The 19,513-nt window shown below is 69.6% G+C and carries 17 protein-coding genes and 1 pseudogene; 11 read left to right on the forward strand and 7 right to left on the reverse strand.

All coding sequences use genetic code 11. The annotated features are described in order from the left end of the window. Positions 1–302 precede the first annotated feature (302 nt). Positions 303–1,034 (reverse strand): annotated as a pseudogene (locus ACWCQ6_RS28245) (FAD-dependent oxidoreductase); the annotation flags it as partial. A gap of 382 nt (positions 1,035–1,416) precedes the next feature. On the opposite strand from ACWCQ6_RS28245, the gene ACWCQ6_RS28250 reads away from it, so the two are divergent. From ACWCQ6_RS28250 to ACWCQ6_RS28265, 4 genes are all read left to right on the forward strand, one after another. After that, complete coding sequence (locus ACWCQ6_RS28250; protein WP_451093866.1) at positions 1,417–2,160, forward strand: VOC family protein; 744 nt, start codon at positions 1,417–1,419, stop codon at positions 2,158–2,160. Positions 2,161–2,807: 647 nt separating this feature from the next. Beyond that, positions 2,808–3,470 (forward strand): DUF4232 domain-containing protein, encoded by a 663-nt coding sequence (locus ACWCQ6_RS28255; RefSeq protein ID WP_451093868.1) that lies wholly within the window; start codon positions 2,808–2,810, stop codon positions 3,468–3,470. A gap of 574 nt (positions 3,471–4,044) precedes the next feature. Beyond that, on the forward strand, positions 4,045–5,031 hold the full coding sequence (locus ACWCQ6_RS28260; RefSeq protein WP_451093870.1) for a 2,3-butanediol dehydrogenase: 987 nt from the start codon (positions 4,045–4,047) through the stop codon (positions 5,029–5,031). Positions 5,032–5,505: 474 nt separating this feature from the next. Continuing rightward, positions 5,506–5,784: an SHOCT domain-containing protein gene (locus ACWCQ6_RS28265; RefSeq protein WP_451093872.1), complete on the forward strand. Its 279-nt coding sequence runs from the start codon at positions 5,506–5,508 to the stop codon at positions 5,782–5,784. Between the two features lie 295 nt (positions 5,785–6,079). On the opposite strand, the gene ACWCQ6_RS28270 is transcribed toward ACWCQ6_RS28265, so the two are convergent. After that, complete coding sequence (locus ACWCQ6_RS28270) at positions 6,080–6,316, reverse strand: hypothetical protein (protein WP_451093874.1); 237 nt, start codon at positions 6,314–6,316, stop codon at positions 6,080–6,082. Between the two features lie 483 nt (positions 6,317–6,799). On the opposite strand from ACWCQ6_RS28270, the gene ACWCQ6_RS28275 reads away from it, so the two are divergent. The 5 genes from ACWCQ6_RS28275 (at position 6,800) to ACWCQ6_RS28295 (ending at position 13,064) form a co-directional block, all read left to right on the forward strand. Then, entirely contained in the window at positions 6,800–7,675 is an 876-nt protein-coding gene (locus tag ACWCQ6_RS28275) for a MurR/RpiR family transcriptional regulator (protein WP_451093876.1), read from the forward strand. 354 nt (positions 7,676–8,029) lie between these two features. Then, the gene (locus ACWCQ6_RS28280; RefSeq protein WP_451093878.1) at positions 8,030–8,917 is read left to right on the forward strand and encodes an NAD(P)-dependent oxidoreductase; all 888 of its coding nucleotides are present in this window, start codon (positions 8,030–8,032) and stop codon (positions 8,915–8,917) included. After that, positions 8,914–10,470, forward strand: coding sequence for an aldehyde dehydrogenase family protein (locus ACWCQ6_RS28285; protein ID WP_451093880.1), 1,557 nt, complete (start codon positions 8,914–8,916; stop codon positions 10,468–10,470). The genes ACWCQ6_RS28280 and ACWCQ6_RS28285 overlap by 4 nt, the downstream gene beginning before the upstream one ends. Before the next feature lie 9 nt (positions 10,471–10,479). Next, on the forward strand, positions 10,480–11,706 hold the full coding sequence (locus ACWCQ6_RS28290; protein ID WP_451093883.1) for a M20 family metallopeptidase: 1,227 nt from the start codon (positions 10,480–10,482) through the stop codon (positions 11,704–11,706). After that, the gene (locus ACWCQ6_RS28295; RefSeq protein ID WP_451093885.1) at positions 11,703–13,064 is read left to right on the forward strand and encodes a DUF3100 domain-containing protein; all 1,362 of its coding nucleotides are present in this window, start codon (positions 11,703–11,705) and stop codon (positions 13,062–13,064) included. The genes ACWCQ6_RS28290 and ACWCQ6_RS28295 overlap by 4 nt, the downstream gene beginning before the upstream one ends. Positions 13,065–13,136: 72 nt before the next feature. On the opposite strand, the gene ACWCQ6_RS28300 is transcribed toward ACWCQ6_RS28295, so the two are convergent. After that, the gene (locus ACWCQ6_RS28300) at positions 13,137–13,307 is read right to left on the reverse strand and encodes a hypothetical protein (protein WP_451093887.1); all 171 of its coding nucleotides are present in this window, start codon (positions 13,305–13,307) and stop codon (positions 13,137–13,139) included. A gap of 490 nt (positions 13,308–13,797) precedes the next feature. On the opposite strand from ACWCQ6_RS28300, the gene ACWCQ6_RS28305 reads away from it, so the two are divergent. After that, on the forward strand, positions 13,798–15,501 hold the full coding sequence (locus ACWCQ6_RS28305; RefSeq protein ID WP_451093889.1) for an amidohydrolase: 1,704 nt from the start codon (positions 13,798–13,800) through the stop codon (positions 15,499–15,501). Between the two features lie 31 nt (positions 15,502–15,532). Beyond that, positions 15,533–16,306, forward strand: coding sequence for a helix-turn-helix transcriptional regulator (locus ACWCQ6_RS28310; RefSeq protein ID WP_451093891.1), 774 nt, complete (start codon positions 15,533–15,535; stop codon positions 16,304–16,306). Between the two features lie 870 nt (positions 16,307–17,176). Here the strand turns inward: ACWCQ6_RS28310 and ACWCQ6_RS28315 are convergent. The 4 genes from ACWCQ6_RS28315 to ACWCQ6_RS28330 all read right to left on the reverse strand — a co-directional run bounded on the left by ACWCQ6_RS28315 (position 17,177) and on the right by ACWCQ6_RS28330 (position 19,411). Beyond that, a complete protein-coding gene (locus ACWCQ6_RS28315) occupies positions 17,177–18,064 on the reverse strand; it encodes an aldo/keto reductase (RefSeq protein WP_451093893.1) in 888 nt (295 codons plus the stop codon). Between the two features lie 213 nt (positions 18,065–18,277). Next, the gene (locus ACWCQ6_RS28320) at positions 18,278–18,589 is read right to left on the reverse strand and encodes a transposase (RefSeq protein ID WP_451093895.1); all 312 of its coding nucleotides are present in this window, start codon (positions 18,587–18,589) and stop codon (positions 18,278–18,280) included. Beyond that, the gene (locus ACWCQ6_RS28325; protein ID WP_451093897.1) at positions 18,483–19,205 is read right to left on the reverse strand and encodes a restriction endonuclease; all 723 of its coding nucleotides are present in this window, start codon (positions 19,203–19,205) and stop codon (positions 18,483–18,485) included. Before ACWCQ6_RS28325 ends, ACWCQ6_RS28320 begins: the two co-directional genes overlap by 107 nt. Beyond that, on the reverse strand, positions 19,202–19,411 hold the full coding sequence (locus tag ACWCQ6_RS28330; protein ID WP_451093899.1) for a hypothetical protein: 210 nt from the start codon (positions 19,409–19,411) through the stop codon (positions 19,202–19,204). Before ACWCQ6_RS28330 ends, ACWCQ6_RS28325 begins: the two co-directional genes overlap by 4 nt. Between the last annotated feature and the right edge of the window lie 102 nt (positions 19,412–19,513).

The following is a 19,513-nucleotide window of genomic DNA, read 5'->3' on the forward strand; positions in this document are numbered from 1 at the left end:
GTCCGTGGTGCCGGTTCGTTTCATTCGCTGGTCGTGGGTGTCGCACAGGCCGTTACGCCGAAGCGGCTTCTCGCAGTCAGGGACGGAGCAGGGGCCCAGGGACGGTGCTCATTGACCTCACGTACATGACAGTCGAGTGGACAAGCTCAACGCCGCTCGACCGACGCTGCCAGGCACGGCAAGAAGCGGCGGTGCCGTCGGCTGCCTCTTCGCGTGCTGCGGCTGGGCCGGTGAAGCCCTACGGGGACTGCTCGTGCCGGGTGAACGCGGCGATCAGGTCGTGGGCCGTAGGGAACATGGCCTGCTTTTGCGGCATCGGTGAAATCGATGGCGGTGAACCAGTCCCGAGGCTCGGACAGCCCCACGTAGGCGTGCAGAGTGTCGCCCCTTTCCCGGTGAGCGAAGATCTCCCTGCCCGGCGAGGGTGCGATCACCGACCCGCCGCCGACCAGTTCTGCGGCGGCCGGATGTCGGGTGTCGGCATCGAACAGGTAGGTCTCGACGACCGACTTGCCGGTGTACTCGGGTGTGGCGGTGGAGAGCAGCGGCCGGACCCGTGACCATGCGCCGTCCGCGCCGACCAGCAGGCCGGTGACGACGGTGGCGCCGTCGGTGAACGTCACCTTGTGGCGCCCCTCGCCGAAGGTACGGGTGCTGCTGACCTTGCGGCCCCACCGGACGGCACCGGCCGGGAGCGAGTCGAGCAGGATCTGTCGCAGCTCGCCGCGCTGCACCTCGGGGCGTCCGCCCGTGCCGTCGTCGGCCTTGTCGAACAGGACGGTTCCGTCCGGGTCGAGGATCCGCATCGCCTGGCGTCCCTCCAGGATGAGACCACGGAACTCGTCCATCAAGTCAGCTGTTTGCAGGGCGAGCTGCCCGTTGTAGTCGTGGATGTCGAGCATCCCGCCCTGCGAACGCGCAGCCGGCGAGGGCTCCGCCTCGTAGACCGTGACCGGCATTCCGTGGAGGTGCAGGACGCGGGCGAGCGTGAGCCCGCCGAGCCCGCCGCCGATGATCGTGACGTCAGTGGTCATGGGGTTTCCTTCCTGGTCGTGGACCGCTGGGCGCACACCCGGCAGGTCACGCCGGGAGCGCCGTTCCGGTGAGTCGGGCGATGCGATGCCGGCGGCCGCTGCCGTTGATGGCCGGCGCCAACCGGCTCCAATCTCCCGGCAGCCATCGACAGATCGCCGACAGATCCCCGAACCCCGCCGACAACCACCCGACACCTGCCAGCCCGCGACGCAGGAACCAGCCGCTGATGTGACTCAGCGCTTCATCAGGTGAGTGAGCAGCTGACCTGGTGGGGCCGAGTGCTCCGATCGGCGAGCTGCGCATTGCGGTTGACGAGCGAATTGATCTCTGTTGGGCGACGGCGCGGATGCCATTGCAGAGCGGGTGCGTAGGATCGCCGGCATGGCACTGCGACCGGTCAACGTGAACATAAAGGCTCTTGATGATTCGGCGGTCGGCCAGTTCTGGGCGGAGGCGCTCGGCTGGGGTGTTTCCAGTGAGGGACCCGGCGTGACCAACGTCGAACCCGTCGGCGGCTTCGTCTGGCCGGACCCGGTCGCCATCTGCATCGACGTGGTTACCGTCCCGGAACCCAAGTCAGCAACGAAGAACCGTGTGCACCTCGATCTCGCCACCACCTCTGCGGCCCATCAGGCGGAGTTGGTCGAGCGCCTCCAGGCTCTCGGCGCGACGCCCGCCGATGTCGGCCAGGGCGACGTGCCGTGGACGGTCCTCGCCGACCCGGAGGGCAATGAGTTCTGCGTGCTGGAGCCCCGGGAGATCTACCGGGACACCGGGCCGATCGCCGCAGTGGTGGTCGACTGCGAGGATCCGCGGGCCATGGCCCGTTTCTGGGGCGAGGCGGTGGACTGGACCCTGCACGAGGCGACTGACGATCGTGCGGTGCTGCGTTCCGCCAAGGGTGTCGGCCCGTACCTCGAGTTCCTTCGCAAGCCCGGCGCGAAGACCGTGCCGGACCGCCTTCACATCGACCTGCTGCCGTACACCGGTGACGATCAAGAGGCGGAGGTGGCCCGGCTGCGGGTTCTCGGCGCCACTGACCTCGACCTCGGCCAGGGCGATGTCCCGTGGAGGTGCCTGGCCGACCCGGAGGGCCACGAGTTCTGCGTCCTCGCACCCCGCTGACGCGGAGTCCTGGCGAGCGGGATCAGCTCGCTCGCCAACCACCATGCTCAACTCGCCGACCGGACTGCCCAGTCACAGCTGACCCCGCCGCCGATGGTGCGGCCACAGGGCGGCGGGACGCCGGCGATCACCGGCAGGTCCTCCGGCCGCATCTCATCCGCCCGGACGGGTCGGTACGTCCTTGCAGCCCCCCGCAGGCCGCGGCCCGCTCGTCAGCCGGAAACTCCACCGACACGGCCGGGTTGGCGCTTCGCCGGTGGGCTTGTCACCGGTTGTGGTCAAGGTTCGCCGGGTTACGGGTCTGTCCCAGCGGGTGGCAGCTGCGAGCGGGTGCGGAACGGTCGCGGTAACCACCGTCCCGGCCCGTCGGTGGCGTTTCCCGAGTGGTGCGGCGTGCTGCGTTCGGGCCCCGTTTCCGCGGCGGACGGGGGGTGGGAGAGGGGTGCGGGAAAGGGGTGGTGCGGGCGGGGTGTGTCCGGTGGTGGTGCGTGTTGTGCCTGGCTGTGCGTGTAACAGGGATGTATTAGGGGGCGGTTGGGTGGAACGGGTCGCCGGGCCGGGCGGGTCTTGGTGATCAGAAGTGCTCGCTCGTACAGGCTCGTACCGAGCAGCCGGCACCACCCCCCACCGATATTGAGGAAGTAACGATGCGCGTTCGCAAGCTGACCTTCGCCGCTCTGGCCGTTGTCGCGGGTCTCTCGCTCACGGCCTGCCAGAACGGTGATGACGGTACGGGACAGGACGCCCCGTCGTCCGCGTCCAGTGTGTCTTCGTCGGGTGGTGGTTCGGGCTCGGGCGGTTCGGAGCAGGGCGATGGGAAGGGTTCCGCCGGGAAGGGGGCCGGGGGGCAGGGCACTGCCGCCGGGTCCGGTTCCAGCGAGAGTGGCAAGGTGGGCAAGTGCCGCACGGACGAGTTGGAGATCACGGCGATGGACAGCACCATCGATGGTGACACCGAGGGGACCGTCGCGGTGGAGTTCAAGAACGGTGGCGGCCGGGACTGTGTGCTCTCGGGGTATGCGGGCGTCGACCTGAAGACCAGCGCGGGGTCTCTGGCCGTGGAGCGTACTGGTGAGAAGGCCACTCCGATGACCCTCAAGGACGGGAAGTCGGTGTACTTCGGCATCACCTATCCGATCAACACGTCGGGCGGCTCCGGAGTCCGTGTCACGGGGCTGGTGGTGACCCCGCCGGACGAGACGAAGTCGGTCACTCTCGACTGGCCGGGCGCCGACACGCTGCCCGTCACGGACGATGCCGGCTCCCAGGTGAAGGTCGGCCCGATGGGGAGTGCCGGTCAGGGCGGCTGACCCGCACGACCCAGGGACCTCAGGCCACACCGCACCGCACCGCGCCGCCCAACAGCCGGTGCGGAATGCAAAGCCCTCTCCAGCCCCAACACGCCGAACTCGACAGAGAAGGGCGGACCCGGAGGGCGCGGACGTCCGATCGAGTCCGCCTGCCGGCTGTCGATCATCGTCTTCGCGAACCGCGCCTGCGGCAGCCGCCCGTGCTGCACATCGGCCGGCTCGGCCAGCCGCCTGGTGACTACGCCCCGACCCCGGCATCGCAACTGCCGGGGTCGGGCGTTTCGCATCGTAGCCACGGCCGTATCCACCGGGGGGCAGTGAACGCCGGGTTCGTGACGCTGGAGTATCGCGAGCGTCTGTCCGTATTGATCTGTCCGTATTGAAAAGTAATGTTGGCTATTGGTGTGAATGTGTCGCACGCGAGGTGCGAGCCCCATTCCACGGCAAGATTCGACACGAGGTGTGAGCAGAGAACAGCCGAAGGAGCCAGCTCAAAATGAAGGCTGCACGCTACTACGACCGCGGTGACATCCGTATCGAGGACGTCCCGGAACCCACCGTACGACCGGGCACGGTGGGCATCGACATCGCGTACTGCGGGATCTGCGGCACCGACCTGCATGAGTATCTCGACGGACCGATCTTCGTTCCGCCGGCCGGTCACCCGCACCCGGTCTCGGGCGAGTCCGCGCCCGTGACGCTCGGTCACGAGATGTCCGGTGTTGTGTATGCGGTGGGCGATGGTGTCGAGGGCCTGAAGCCGGGCGACCGCGTCGTTGTCGAGCCCTACATCCTGCGTCCTGACGTCGATACGAGCAAGAACAATCAGAGCTATCACACCTCGCCCGACATGAACTTCATCGGGCTGGGCGGCCGCGGCGGCGGGCTCGCGGAGAAGATCGTCGTCGAACGCCGGTGGGTCCACCCGGTCGGGGACATCCCGCTGGACCAGGCGGCACTCATCGAGCCGCTGTCGGTGGGATACCACGCGTTCCAGCGCTCGGGCGCGCAGGCGGGCGACTTCGCCCTCGTCGGCGGCGCCGGCCCGATCGGGCTGCTCACCTGCGCGGTGCTCAAAGCGATGGGCATCGAGGTGGCGGTCACCGAGCTCAGCTCGTTGCGCCGGCAGAAGGCACTGGATACCGGCGTCGCCGACCACGTCATCGACCCCGCCGTCACCGACGTTGCCAAGGAGGTCCAGCGTCTCACCGGCGGCAAGGGCGCGGACGTCGCATTCGAGGCCACGTCCGTCAACGTCGTCCTCGACACACTGTTCGACGCGATCAGGCCCGGCGGCGTCATCACCGTCATTTCGATCTGGGGCAAGCCGGCGTCGCTCGACATGCAGAAACTCGTCCTCAAGGAGGTCGACCTGCGCGGCACGATCGCCTACGTCAACTCCCACCCGCAAACCATCAAGCTCGTGCAGGAAGGGCGCATCGACCTGGCGCCGTTCATCACCAAGACCATCGGCTTGGACGACCTCCTGGCTGAAGGCTTCGAGACCCTGATCCACCGCAACGAGACGGCTGTCAAGATCTTGGTGGACCCCCGATCCTGACACGTCGGCAGACCCGGCCAGGGCGTGACGATCCGCTGACTCTGTGTGAACTGATGGGCGCGACGGCGGTGGCAGCCAAGCGGGTGGCCCGCGGCGTAGATATCGAGCACCACGTGTGCAGGTCATGTCGGGTGTTCCAGCCGGGGCAGGGCACGCTCCATCGGCCTGATCGCAGTGTCCTTTGCGTGGGCCGACACCTGGGTGGTGCCTTTCGGGACTGCCGCGTCCAGGTGTACGGCCGGACCGGCCCGGCAGCCGCCTCACATCACCGCCTGGTCAGGGCATGAGGTTCCAGGGTGGCGGCCTCACGCTGCGGTCGCTCTTCAAACCGCTGGCATGAGCCCCAGTGGAAACCGCTGGCATGAGCCCCTGGAGCCGTTCGACCCAGCGCAGGGAGCCATGCTCCCGATTTTCGCCGAAGCAGTACCTCATCCACGCTGGAATTGCGGAAACCGGCCAAAGGAAGTGATCGGCATGATGTGGTACGACGGCCGCTGGGGATGGGGCGGCTGGTTCGTCATGACCGCGGTCATGGCGCTGCTCTTCGTACTGGTGATCGCCGGCATCGTTGCTCTTGTCCACTACCTGACCAGCGCCCGCCGTGGCCACCAGCCCGGCCCGCCTACTTCCTCCGGCGAGCACGGGTGGGGAGGCAGGCGAGCGGAGGAACTGCTCGCCGAGCGGTTCGCCCGCGGGGAAATCGACGAGGACGAATACAAACGTCGCCTCGCGCTGCTGCGTGAACAGCGGTGAGCGCGGACTCTTGAGGCCGCATGTGGCTGGTCCCGGGCCCTGGCCGGCTGCAGTCACAGCGTCCGCCACCGCGAGCGCGTTGGACGTGACGTACTCGACCGGCCGGGTCCACTTCAGGCGCCCGGTGGCGGCGTCCAGTGCCGACACGGCGTACGTGCCGTAGCGATCGGACCCCTCGGGCGGGTCGTACATGGTGTTCACGTAGACGGTTTCCTCGGCAAGGACGACCCTCAGGTAGAGGTTGAGCTTCGTGCCGGGCGCCGTGTGCGCTTTGGCGTCCACGCTCCAGACCCGCTTACCGCTGTCCAGGTCGACGTCTTGGAGCGTGCCGATCTCCCTGCCGGAGGCCAACCACCAGTCCGTCGCTCACGCCTTCCAGGGAAACCCCGCTCGGTTCGTCGTACGTCCGCACGGCGTCGCCGCTGCCGGCGTCCACTGCGTGCAGCACGCCGTTCTGGCCCTCGCCGACCACATTGCCGTCGGCGACCACCGGCTGCCAGAGGTCCTCGTCGGACGACCACTGTTCCCGCACCGCCAGCTGTTTCGCTGCGGCCGTGGGGCTGCCGGTGCTCCCGGTGCCGTTGCCCCCATGGCAGACGAGCCGGAGAAGGCTCGGGGCAGGAGCAGGCCGGCGACAACGACCAGGACGCTGAGGGTGCCCGCCGCGGCGAGGACCGCCGTACGCCGCTGCCGGGCCACCCCGCGAAGCCGGGCGGCGAATGAAGGCTGCGCGGTCTGCGCGCCGAACCGTGCGGTGGCGACGGCGGTCCGCGTCGCCACGCTGACCGTCGGCGGGTCCGCGCCCGCGCCGGGCCGTCAGATCAATGCGGAGCTGCTGATGGAGGGAGGGACGCGTCGTACCGGGATTGGCTGCGAAATAGCCAGCGGGGAGCGAACCTCAGTGCGCGGATCTACCTGGCCGGAGCACAGAGGGGTTCCTGCAAATGGAATTGCGATGTACGGTTCTGCAATCACGGTTGCTACATGCTGCGTTTCGTACCAGGGAGCAAAATCTGTGTCCGCACTGCAGAACCACGACCCCGCCGACGGCGGCAGCCAGTGGCTGGGCGACGCCCTGCCCGATGTACCGCTGTCCAAGGCTCAAGCCCGGGTCGTCGACGTCATCGTCCGCAATCCGCAGCTGTCCTCGTACGCGGAGATCGCGGAGATCGCCGAGCGGGCGGACGTGAACAGTTCGACGGTGGTGCGGGCAGCCCAGACGTTGGGCTACCGGGGCTGGCCGGATCTGCAACGCGAGTTGCGGGCCCGCTACTTGGTACACATCTCCACCGAGGAGACCCTGACCGAACATGGCGAGCACCGCAGCCCGCTGCACGACTCGCTCACGCACGACATCGAGAATCTGCGCCAGACCCTGGAGAACAACTCCGCCGCCGACGCGGAGGCGGCCATCGCCACGCTGGCCTCGGCCCGATCGATCCTGGTGGTCGGAGCCGGCTCCTTCGCCGGTCCGGCCAGTGTCATGGCGCACCTCGGCTCCACGATGGGCTACCCCGTCACGCTGGAGAACCGGGCCGGCGTCCATCTGGCGACCGCTGTCAACTGCCTCGGCCCGGGTGACGTGCTCGTAGTCGTCAACATGTGGCGGTCCATGAAACAGATCATCGTCGCAGCCGACGCAGCCCGTGCGGCGGGCGCCACGGTGGTGGCGATCACCGACATGCGACGGGGCCGGCTCGCCACCTCCATCGCCCACCATCTGCTGATCGTGCCGTCGGAGGGCATCTCCTTCTTCCAGTCCGTCACGGCCGCCACTTCAGTGGTCTACGGACTTCTCGCCGGCATGCAGACAGCTCAGCCCGAGCGCAGCCGTGCCGCGATCCGCCGCACCCAGCAACTCTGGAAGGACCTGGACGTCTACCTCGACTGAACCGCTCTCCCTTCGCGCCGTGTGGACGTCCGATCCGGTCCGCGCGGTCGGCGACACCTCTCAGCACAGCCCCTATCGGGCGGCGCGCCCCACCGGCTGCCGCCGCCGTACCGCACACGCTCCCACGCCGCCCGACCGGCGCGCCGTCTTCGGAGCGCCGATGGCCCACGCGCCTTTCAACACACCTTTTTCATCGCCGCGTACGAGCGCTGACCGCGCCGACGGGCCTGCCCCGGCCGCCCCTTCCCAAGGCATGTCGGGGCCCACTGAAAACCGTCTCCCCCGGGCCGGCGAGGCCCTTCTCCCCGGCCTCGCTCGTGTCCGCACGCACGTCCTCTCATGACAGGAGCACTGATGAGCAAGCACATCGCCGTTGTCGGCCTCGGCTCGATGGGCGGTGCCATGGCTTCCGCCCTGCTGCGGGCAGGGTGGCAGGTGCGCGGATTCGATCCGTCGCCCGCCGCCAGGTCCGCCGCTGCGAAGGAGGGCGTGGAGGTCGTCGAGGACCTCGACCAGTTGGCCGGCACGCCCTATGTGGTCCTGTCGCTGCCCTCGGCCCGGGTGGTCGAGGCGACCGTGCCCGCTCTGCTGGCGCGGCCGGGCACGCTCGCCATCGTCGACACCACGACATCGGAGCCGGGCACGTCCGCCGCGTGCGCGGCCCTCGCGGCGGACAAGGACGCCGCCTTCGTGGACGCACCTGTCTCGGGCGGCCGTGACGGCGCGGCCGACGGCCGGCTCGCCGCGTTCGTCGGTGCCACCCCGGACGCGCTCGACGCGGCCCGGCCCGTCCTGGACGCACTCACCGGCGGCCAGTACCGCCACCTCGGCGCCCCCGGCTCCGGAAACGTGGTCAAGCTCCTCAACAACGCCCTTGCGGCGGTCAACCTGGTCGCGGTCGGCGAGGCCCTCGCCGTGGCGAAGGCGTACGGCGTCGATCCCTCCTCCGCGGCGGCCGGCATCAGCGGGGCGTCCGGCGCCAGCAAAGCGTCCGCGGCCATGTACCCGGACTGGGTGCTCACCGGCACCTACGACTCCGGCTTCGCCCTCGGACTCATGGCCCGGGACGCCGCACTCGCCGTCGAGACCGCCGGGCAGCGCGGTGCGACCCCGCAACTGCTCGCCGCCGCCAGCAGCGTCTGGCAGGAGGCCCTGGCCGCGCTCGGTCCCGACGCCGACTTCACCGAGATCGCCCGCACCGTAGCCCCCTCCCTCACCTCCGAAGGAGCCACCGCAGCATGAGCATCACCACCTTCCCGACGGACCTGAGCACGTCCGGCGCCGTCACCGCCCGTGCCGCTCTCGACGCCGCCTTCCCGCAGGGCCTGGGCTCGTTCGTCGACGGTCAGGTCGTCACCGGCGGCGGCGAGACCGTGCGCCTCACCACCGCCGCGACCGGAGAGGGCTTCGCCGACTACGCCGACGCCGGGACCGAAGGAGCCGACGCCGTGCTGGCCTCCGCCGTCCGCGGGGCCGAGGTCTGGGCCACGACCGACCCGTTCGAACGCGCCGCGATCCTGCGCGAGGTCTCCCGGACGATCGGCGAGCACACCGAGGAACTCGCGCTCCTGGAATCCGCCACCACCGGCAAGCCCGTGCGCGACACCCACGCCGAGGCCGCCAAGGTCGCCGAGATGTTCGGCTACTACGCGGGGTGGGCGGACAAGCTGCTGGGCCACACGATCCCCGTCCCGGGCAACTGGCACACCTACACCGAACGGATCCCCTGGGGCGTCGTGGTGGCCGTCACCCCGTGGAACGCGCCCCTTTTCACGGGTGGCTGGAACTCGGCCGCACCGCTCGCGGCCGGCAACGCCGTCGTTGTCAAGCCCAGCGAATTCACCCCGGCCTCCACACTGCGGCTGGCCCAGCTGGCCCACCGGGCAGGCCTGCCGGACGGAGTGTTCAACGTCGCCACCGGCCTCGGCGCCACCGTCGGCGCCGCCCTCACCTCCGACTCCCGGGTCGGCAAGGTGTCCTTCATCGGCTCGGTCGCCACCGGCCGCCGGGTGGCGGTCGCTGCGGCGGGCGCCGGTATCCCGACCGTCCTCGAACTCGGTGGCAAGAGCGCCAACATCGTCTTCGCCGACGCCGACCTGGACCGGGCTGCCGACGGCGCCGTGTCGGCCGTCTTCTCCGGAGCGGGCCAGTCGTGCGTGGCCGGCTCCAGACTGCTCGTGGAGCGTTCCGTGCACGCGGAGTTCATCGCGCGCGTGGCCGAGCGAGCGTCCAGGCTGCGGCTGGGCGACCCCCTCGACCCCACCACCGAGGTCGGCCCCATCATCACCCAGCCCCAGTTCGGCACGGTCACCTCGCTGATCGAGGCCGGGCTCGCGGGCGGTGCCCGCCGGGTGACCGGCACACAGCTGCCCGCCCGGCTCACCGACTCGGCGCTGGCGAGCGGACGCTGGGTGCCGCCCACCCTGCTGGACGGGGTCACGCCCGCCAACCCGCTGGAGACCACCGAGGTCTTCGGACCCGTGGTCGGCGCCGACGCCTTCGATACCGAGGCGGAGGCCATCGCCCGCGCCAACGCCACGAACTTCGGCCTGGCCGGGGCGGTCTGGACCCAGGACGTCGCCCGCGCCCACCACGTGGCGCGCGCCGTGAAGTCCGGCACCTTCTGGATCAACGCCTACAAGACCATCCACGTCGCGGTGCCCTTCGGCGGTTTCGGGGACTCCGGACACGGCCGCTCCTCCGGTCCCGGGGTGCTGGACGAGTACACGCAGACCAAGGCCGTCTGGACGCCCACCCGGGCCGCCGGCACCCCGTTCCCCTCACTGAGCTACTAGGAGGCATCCGTGGCCACGAAGAATCCCGCTGGCGCCGGCAACCGGCTCAAGACCGACACCTTCACGGGCGTGTCGGACTGGCATGACCGCGTGCTCAAGCTGGCACGTGCCCTGCACGCGCGTCCCGAAATCGCCTTCCAGGAAGCCGAGTCCGCCGCGGCGATCAGCGAGCTGCTCGCCGAGGGCGGGTTCACGGTCGAGCACGGCACGGGCGGTCTGCCGACCGCTTTCACCGCCACCGCGGGCAGCGGCGAGTTGACGGTCGCGCTCTGCGTCGAGTACGACGCGCTGCCCGAGGTCGGTCATGCCTGCGGCCACAACCTCATCGCCGGCGCCTCGGTGGCTGCCGCGCTGGCCCTGGCCCCGTACGTCGACGAACTCGGCATCACGCTGAAGGCGATAGGCACCCCGGCCGAGGAGCACGGCGGCGGCAAGGCGCTGCTGCTGGAGGCCGGTGCGTTCGACGGAGTGGGCCTGGCTCTGATGGTCCACCCGGTACAGGACGGGGTCGGCTACAACCCCGCCGGGAGCACCGCGCAGGCGGTCGGCCGGTACCGGGCCGTGTACCGGGGATGTGCGGCGCACGCCGCAGCCGCACCCCACCAGGGCGTGAACGCCGCCGACGCCGCCACGCTCTCCCAGGTGGCCGTCGGTCTGCTGCGCCAGCAACTGCCGGGCGACCAGCGGGTGGCGCTGTTCGTCTCCGAAGGCGGCGTCGCCACCAACATCATCCCCGAGCGGGCCGTCGTCGACTTCGAGTGCCGGGCATTCACCCTGCCCGAGTACGAGACGCTGCTGAAGCGTGTCCGGCGGTGTTTCGAGGGTGCGGCCCTGGCGACCGGTGCCGAGCTGACCGTGGAGGCCACCGAGCCGCTCTACGAGCCGCTCGTGCAGGACGACGCGCTGGCGGGCTTCTGGACGTCGGCCATGGCTGCCTTCGGGCGGGACGTCACCTCCGGTGACCGGCTCGCCGGCGGTTCGACCGACATGGGCAACATCAGCCAGGTCATCCCCAGCCTCCACCCGTGGCTGAGCATCCCGGGAGTCGACGTGCCCATTCACTCCCACGCCTTCGCGGCCGTCGCCGACACATCCGTGGCGTACGACATGATGTTCGAGGCGGCCCGTGCCCTTGCCTGGACCGTCGTCGACGCGGCGGGCGATACCGAGCACCGGCACCGGTTCATTGCCGCGGCCTACCGCCGTGACGCCCGTAACGAGGCGGTGTCGACATGAGCACCCTCACCGCCGCGGCCAAGGACCGCGTCGCCGGGTCGCGTCAGACCCTGCCGATCGCCGCCCTCGCCCTGGTCATCGCCCTGGTCGTGCAGGCCGTCGGGCAGTTCGACATCGACCTGGGCGTCGGCTCCGTCATCGTCTTCCCCATGGTGTGGGGTCTGATCCTGGGCCTGCTGGTGTCGGTCCAGAAGGTCCGCCCCCTCGGCATCCGTCTCCAGAAAGTGGCGTCCGCGCTCGTCGGCGTGGCCGTGATGATCCTGGTCGCCCGGCTCGCCTTCAACATCGGCCCCAGCCTGCCGACGCTCGTCAAGGCCGGGCCCGCGCTGCTGCTCCAGGAGATCGGCCATCTACTGGGCACGGTGGCCGTGGCCCTGCCGCTCGCCGTCGTACTGCGCTTGGGCAAGGCCACGGTCGGAGCCACCTTCTCGCTGGACCGCGAGCCATCCTTCGCCATGGTCTCGGAGAAGTACGGGCCGGACTCCGACCAGTACCGCGGCGTCCTGGCCATGTATGTGTTCGGCACGATGTTCGGAGCGGTGTTCATCACGCTCCTGACCTCGTTGGTGTCGAACTGGAACATCTTCGACCCATTGGCCCTCGCCATGGGCGCCGGCGTCGGCTCGGGATCGATGATGGCCGCGTCCTCGGCCAGCATCGTGGCCGCTTACCCGGGGCACGAGGAAGCCATCCTCGGCATGGCGGCGGTGTCGAACCTCATCACCACCATCCTCGGGGTCTACGTGGGCATCTACGTAGCACTGCCGCTGGCGGACCGCTTCTACCGCTTCCTCACCCGCCGTCAGAACACCCGCGCGCCGGGGACGACGTCGCCCGACGCCGCCTCCGCCCCGGACGGCCCGACGGACGACGCCGCCGCGAACCGCGCCTTCCGGGAGGAAGTCGCCGCCGCCTTGGGCGAGATCAGGATCCCGCTCTGGCTTTCGCTCGGCGTCCTGACGGTGCTCGGCCTCGGCACCGCCTCCGTCGCGGCCGGCACGATCGGCTGGGACATCGTCGGCGGCTACGCCGTGCTGCTGGGCCTGGTGCTGCTCGGTCTGTTCCTCGCCAAGGTCAGCCGGAAGATCTCCGCGATCGTGTGGATCACCACGGTGGGCGCGTACGTGTCCAGCCCGTGGTTCTTCGCCTCCGGCAGCCTCAACAGTCTGGTCGGCTCGGTGGACTTCCTGTCCATCGCCACGATCATGCTTACCCTCGCGGGACTGTCGCTGGGCAAGGATCTGCCGTTGCTGCGCCACATCGGCTGGAAAATCATCCCGGTCGGGCTCGTCGCGATCACCGCTTCATTCCTGCTCTCGGTAGTGATCGCCGAGTTCACCCTCGGAGCGTGGGGCTGACTTCCCCCGGGGGAATGCCGACATGGCGGACGCGATGTCGCCGGAGGGGGCCTCCGGCGACATCGGCGCGCGTCATGCCGACGCTTCCTCGGCGGCGAACTGCCGGCCGGCAAGCCGCCGGTACACCTCGTCGGATTCGATGAGCTCGCGGTGGGTGCCGACCGCTCGCACGCTTCCCTCCTCCCTCACGATGATGAGGTCGGCCTGCACGATGGTGGACAGCCGGTGCGCGATGACCAGCACGGCGCACTTGAACTCCGGGCTCGCCGGAACAGGCAGCGCACTCCCGCCTACAACGCAGCACTGGCTCGGCCGGGAACTCCCAGCCGAGCCAATGCTTGCACTGCTCGCCAGACACGCCAGTGATCACGTGTTGCAACGATCCCTAGAATCCGCCCACCATCACGGGGGCGTCCTCATGCGGTGAAGGACGTCCTCGGTAACTGGGGCAGCGCAGTGAACACCAGCCATGAGCACCTCTTCGAGGTCACCGCCCCTGACCCGAGAGCCCGAGCCGGTGTCGGACGTTGCTGGTGAATTGCAACTGACCGTCTGGTGCCGCGTTTTGCCCCGCCGACCGGCTGATCGGCGGGGCAAAACGATCAGGGACCAGGACTACGAGAGCGCGTATCGGTGGGATGACCGATGTGCGGAGGGTAAGGGCGTGGCCATAGTCCTTGGGAGATCGTTCGCGGGTGGCCGTGGTGCACCCGATCTTCGAAAGGACCCTTCTGTGGACGTGTATGCGGATCTGGTGTTTCTCGGTGGGCGCGTGGTCACGGTCGATGCGGAGTTCTCCGTCGCCTCGGCCCTGGCGGTGACCGGTGGGGTCATCAGTGCCGTCGGTGGGCGGGACGACGTCGCGCCGCTCGTCGGACCCGGCACCCGCGTTGTCGACCTGCGTGGGGCGACGCTGCTTCCCGGTATCAACGATTCCCATCTTCACGGATGTGCCTTCGGCATGGCGACGCCTCCGCTCTCCCTCGACCTCGGCCATCCCGCCGTGTCCTGCCTCGCGGACGTGGCCGAGGTGGTACGGGAGACCGCCGGGCGGGTTCCGGCTGGGCAGTGGATCACGGGGCACGGCTGGGACACCGGTTACCTCGACGAGTGCGTCTTCGACCCTTCGCGGCTGCCCTCCCGGCGCGATCTCGATGCCGTGAGCCCGGACCACCCCGTCGTCCTGTACTCCTTTTCCGGGCACGCCACCTGGGTCAACTCCAAGGCACTGGAGCTCATCGGGATCGACCGGCACACCGTCGCACCGCCCGGCGGGGCCATCGTCGTGGACGAAGCCGGAGAACCGACCGGGCTGCTCCACGAGGGGGCCCAGGCCCTCGTCCAGAACGCGTTGCCGTCGCTCAGTCGGCAGGAGCGGATAGCCGCGATCAGGTCGACCCTCACCACGCTCGCCCGCCTCGGCGTGACCAGCTACACCGAGCCTGGGCTCGGCCCCGGCGGCGACGGCATCATGCGGGGCGCGCTCGGTGCAGAGACCCTCGACGTCTACCGTCAGCTGCTGACCGACGGCGAACTGACCGCCCGCCTCGGCGTTCTGCTCCTGCCCACCGGCATGGCCGGCACCGCCGAGGAGTTCGCCCGCGCACTCACCGCCCTCGGCACGCCGGGCGACGCCGATCCGCGCCGCCTCGCGATCCTCGGGGTCAAGATCTTCGCCGACGGCATCGTCCCCAACAAGACGGCCTGGATGCACGAGCCGTACGTCGGGGGTGGCTGCGGCTCCCTGTGCGTCGGCGGTGAGACCGACGCCGAGCGCACCGCCGAGATCGACGCCATGATCCGCTATGCCCATGCCGCCGGGCACCAGCTGGGCGTCCACGTCACCGGTGACCGGGCCATCGACACCGTCGCGGACGCCTTCGCCGCGGCCATGGCCGAGCGCCCGCGGCCCGACGCGCGTCACTACGTCATCCACGGCGACTTCCTCACCGCACACAGCATGAAGGTGCTGGCCGCACATGGCTTCGGCGTCAACATGAACCCCACCATCAAGTGGACCGTCGCCGACATGGAGGAGGAGTTCGTCGGCGCCGGACGGGCCGCGTACGCATGGCCATATCGTGACGCCATCGACGCCGGCGTGCGGGTCGCGAGCGGGTCCGACGCCCCCGTCACGTACCCGGACTGGCGCCAGGGCGTCGCCACCATGCTGCTGCGCGAGTCGAAGGCCGCCGGCCGGGTCAGCGGCCCCGAACAGTGCATCGGCCTGGCCGAGGCGATCCGTACGTACACGATCGACGCGGCCTGGCAGGACTTCGCCGACGACTGGAAGGGCTCACTGGAACCGGGCAAGGTCGCCGATCTCTGTGTGCTCGACGGAGACCTGCTCACAGCCGACCCCCACGACATCCCGGACATGCCCGTCGTCCTCACTGTCATGGATGGGCAGGTCGTGCACGACACCCTTCGCGATTGACGTATTCCGGGCGCGTGATCATCCTTGGACGATGGCAGCACAGCGGAGCACGGCGGACATCCTGGACGCGGCCGTCCACGTTCGAGAGGCCGCCAGGAGCGCCACGAGCGGCGTGACCGGCGTCGACACCGTCCTGGCTGCGCTGTCAGAGGTGATGGAGTACGACCACGCTTCCCTGGCCCGGTGGGACCCACTGCGCCGACGTCATACCACCCTGGCCGGAAGCTACCCGGACGATGCCACGGCCTACATCGAGACCCGTCTTCATCACGATCCGGTCTTCCCCGTGCTCCGCAGTCCGGCCCGAGGCGGGCTCTGGCTCAGAGATGTCCCCTGGCAGCTCCTGGCTGCATCCCCGGGTTTCCAGGATGTGCTGTGTCCGCTCGGCATCGAGGACGGCGTGGCCCAGTGCCTTTTCAACGCCGACGGCCGGTACGTCGGCATGCTGAACGTCAGCACCCGCAGACCACTGCGCACGCCCGATCCGGCGCGCGCGGTGGTCACCCTGCTCACCGAGGCCCTCGCCGCTACCGTCGGCCGGTGTGCGGGCCCGCCACCCGGGGAGCTCGCCGCGGTCGACTCCGCTGTGGATGCGCGGCGGCCCGGCGGACTTTCGCCGCGGGAGGTCCAGGTGCTGGCCGAACTGACCGTCGGCAGGACCAACCGGGAGATCGCCGAGAGGCTGCACATCACGCCGCGCACCGTAGGGACCCACATCGAGCACATCCTTGCCAAGCTCGACCTCCCCAACCGCGCGGCCGCCGCCGCCCGAGCCGCCGCTTGGGGAATCGAACCCTCCCGCTGATGCGAGCCCGCGTTGGCAGGCATGGCTCAACCTGGACAACGCGGCAGCACTCCTCACCGAGGAGCCCGAGGATGCGGACGACGTGAGTCTGTGGGTGGGCACACCCGAGTACGACGAGGCCGTGAGCCGCAAGCGCGCGGAGCTCGAAGCAGAAGTTCCAGCCGACGCTGGAGGAGCCCTCGTCTGGGCCGCAGCCGCGGGCATGCCAGTGGCGGTAGCGCAACAGCCCCGGATCGAGGAAATGTTGCGCTCTCGGGAGACCTTCGCCCCCGGGGCCAGGTCAGCCAGGGCTGGCACGGCCCCTGCCCGGGGCCCGGCCCCGTGGGTGCGTAAGCCAGACGTGTTACTCCGTTCGGGTGAATTGGCACTCCGTTCCCTGGAACTGGAACATGCCAGCCCGCCGCCGATGTGCCGATGTACTGCTGTGGATGGGACTTCCTCCCTCGGCGGCACTGTCGCAGCGGCGCCTTCGAAGGGATCGTCGGAACAGGGGATGACGTAAGGGGGGGGTGAGGCACGCCGTCGCGTACACACCCCCTCCTGCGGTCATCCGCTGCCTTGCCGCTACGGCTGTGTGTTGGTTGCAGGTCGAGCGGAGAGCGTCCCGGAGACGGCGTCCGGGATCTCGACCCGGTCGCACGGCGACGTCATGCGAGAAGCCCCGATGAAGATGAGCATGATCACCGGGTGAACGAACGCGCGCTGCGCAGGTTGCGCCAGGCACGCTGCCACTCGTCCGTCGACAGGGCTCCTTTCACAAGCTCTCGGCTCCGCTCGACCGGGGGAGAGCCCATCCGACTTCCTCCTCCGCCTTGCGCTGCACGGCACCGGACCCCGCTCCCTGATCCGGCCTGATCCAAACGAAAGCCCCTACGCGAGGCGTGCCATCTCCTCCTCCGAGAGCCGCAGTGCGCCGGCCGCCATGTTCTGTGCGAGGTGCTCCGGATCGCAGGTGCCCGGTATTGCGAGGACATGAGGTCCCTGCTGCAAGGTCCAGGCCAGCCGGACCTGCGCGGCGGACACTCCGTGTGCGCGGGCGACGGCGCATACCGCCTCGCTGTCACGGGCAGCCGGACCCGCCTCGCGCCCGGAGCCGGCTATCGCGAAGAACGGGACGAAGGCGAGGCCGAGTTCGCCGCAGAGCCGCAGGAGGGCCTGGTCCTCGTTGGACGCGCCGACCCCGTAAGGGTTCTGCACGCAGACGACCGGGGCTATGGCCAGGGCCTCGGCCAGTTGCTCGGATGTGACGTTGGAGATGCCGAGGTGACGGATCAGCCCGGCATCGCGCAGTTCGGCCAACGCGCCGAAATGCTCGCTGATCGAGCCGTCCCGCCGACTCGGTGGCAGGCGCAGGTTCACCACGTCCAGGTGATCGCGGCCGAGTTGACGCAGGTTCTCCTCGACCTGGCCGCGCAACTGTGCCGGCGTGGCCCACCACCATGCGCCCGAGGGATCGCGGCCGGGCCAGACCTTGGTGGTGATGACCAGATCCTCAGGGTATGGCGCCAGCGCCCGGTTGATCAGCTCGTTGGCGGAGCGCGTCGCTGAGAAGTAGAACGAGGCGGTGTCGATGTGGTTCACGCCGAGCTCGACCGCCTGCCGGAGCACGCCGATCGACTGCTCGCGGTCGCGCGGCACGCCGCGGTCGAAGGGCGCGGTACCGGTCAGGCGCATCGCGCCGAACCCGACGCGGTTGACGGTCAGGTCACCGAGCTGCCAAGTACTCGTGGCTGCTTCGGCGTTCGTTCGAGGGCTCATGACATGGATCTCCTCTTGCAGGCTGGGACGCGGAACGGACGGGTGGCGCGGCGCATTCGGGTCGCTCGGCGGGTGAGTACCTTCGAAGCGGGTCCACCAGTGCCGGGTCGAGCTGGACCCGGGCATGAAAAAGCCTCCTCGACGGATCGAAGTCCGCACCGAGAAGGCTTATGTGATGGTCATCATTTTAGCACGGCAGCCGGCGGGGCTTTGTCAGGTGGTGTCGCAGGGCCCGCCCGCCGGGATCCGGCGGCGGGCTTGTCGGGCCGCCGCTTGGGCCCCGTCACAGCGGCGGGGCAGGTACAGACGCCAGGGCAGCGTGCATGACGCGGTGTCGGACGCCGTGTGGACACCGACCCCGAACCGGCAGTTCGTGACCTTGCCCAGGGTGCCGGAACGAGGACGTCGGCACGCGGCTTCAGGAGAGCGAGGTCGGTTTGCGGGGCGGTGGGACGGCCCGGAGCAGTTCCCACAAGGGGCGTGAGCCGGCCGCCCACACACCGAGGGTGTGGCGGTCGACGACATGGAGACGCTGCTGCTTGGCGAAGGCGACGGCCGGCGCCGTGACGCGGCCATTGGTGACGATCACCGCGACATCGGCGCCGTGGACCTGGCGGGCGGTGCCGTTGAGGACCTGAAGGTCCGGGGTGCCCACGGCGGATCCGGCGAGGCCGTCGCGGCGGTGTTTGCACTGGATGACCCAGCGCCGTCCGTAAGGGTCGGTGGCCTTCACGTCGGCCCCCAGGTCGCCGCCGCCTCCTACGCGGACCGCGTCCTGGCAGCCGTCACGGTGCATCAGTTCCCGCACCGCGTCCTCGAACCGGGCGTGGTGCAGGTCATCCAACTGCGTCAGCCCATAGCGCAGGCCCCGCGTACGGACCGCTTCCCACCGGGCTCGCTGGTGCTTCTGGTGGAGCCGGACGCCGCCGGCCAGCGCGGCAAGGACACCGATGGCGACCAGGACCCACCAGTGCACCAACAGCCAATTGACCACGGCCACGACCAGGGCGACGCCCAGAACCGCGACTACGAGAAGTTCGACCAGCCGGTCATCCGCACGCCGCCGCCTGCCGCGCCCGCGGGTACGCCGCCGCGCTGCCGTGCGCCTGGACGCCGTGGGCCGGCGCCTGCGGGGGCTCACCGGCTGGCCAGTGTCACGCCGCTCGCGAGCTGCCCCAGGAAGCTCAGGACGCCCTGGCCCACCGGGGTGGGTGCCAGAAGGATCCCGAGCACCAGGACGATGACGACGGTCATCTTCTCGTCGAAGCGGCTGCGGGCCTCCGTACGCCGACGCAATCGGAGGATGACAATGACTGCAAGCAGCACAGCTACGTTGATAGTCAGCAACCGCCCAGACCTCCCGCACGACCGGCCAATCACACAGATGAGGCCGCTACGTGCCACCCCGCCTTCTTGTGTAGCCGGGCCTCAGCGATGTTGGAGGCGTAT

Source organism: Streptomyces sp. NPDC001880 (assembly GCF_053594575.1).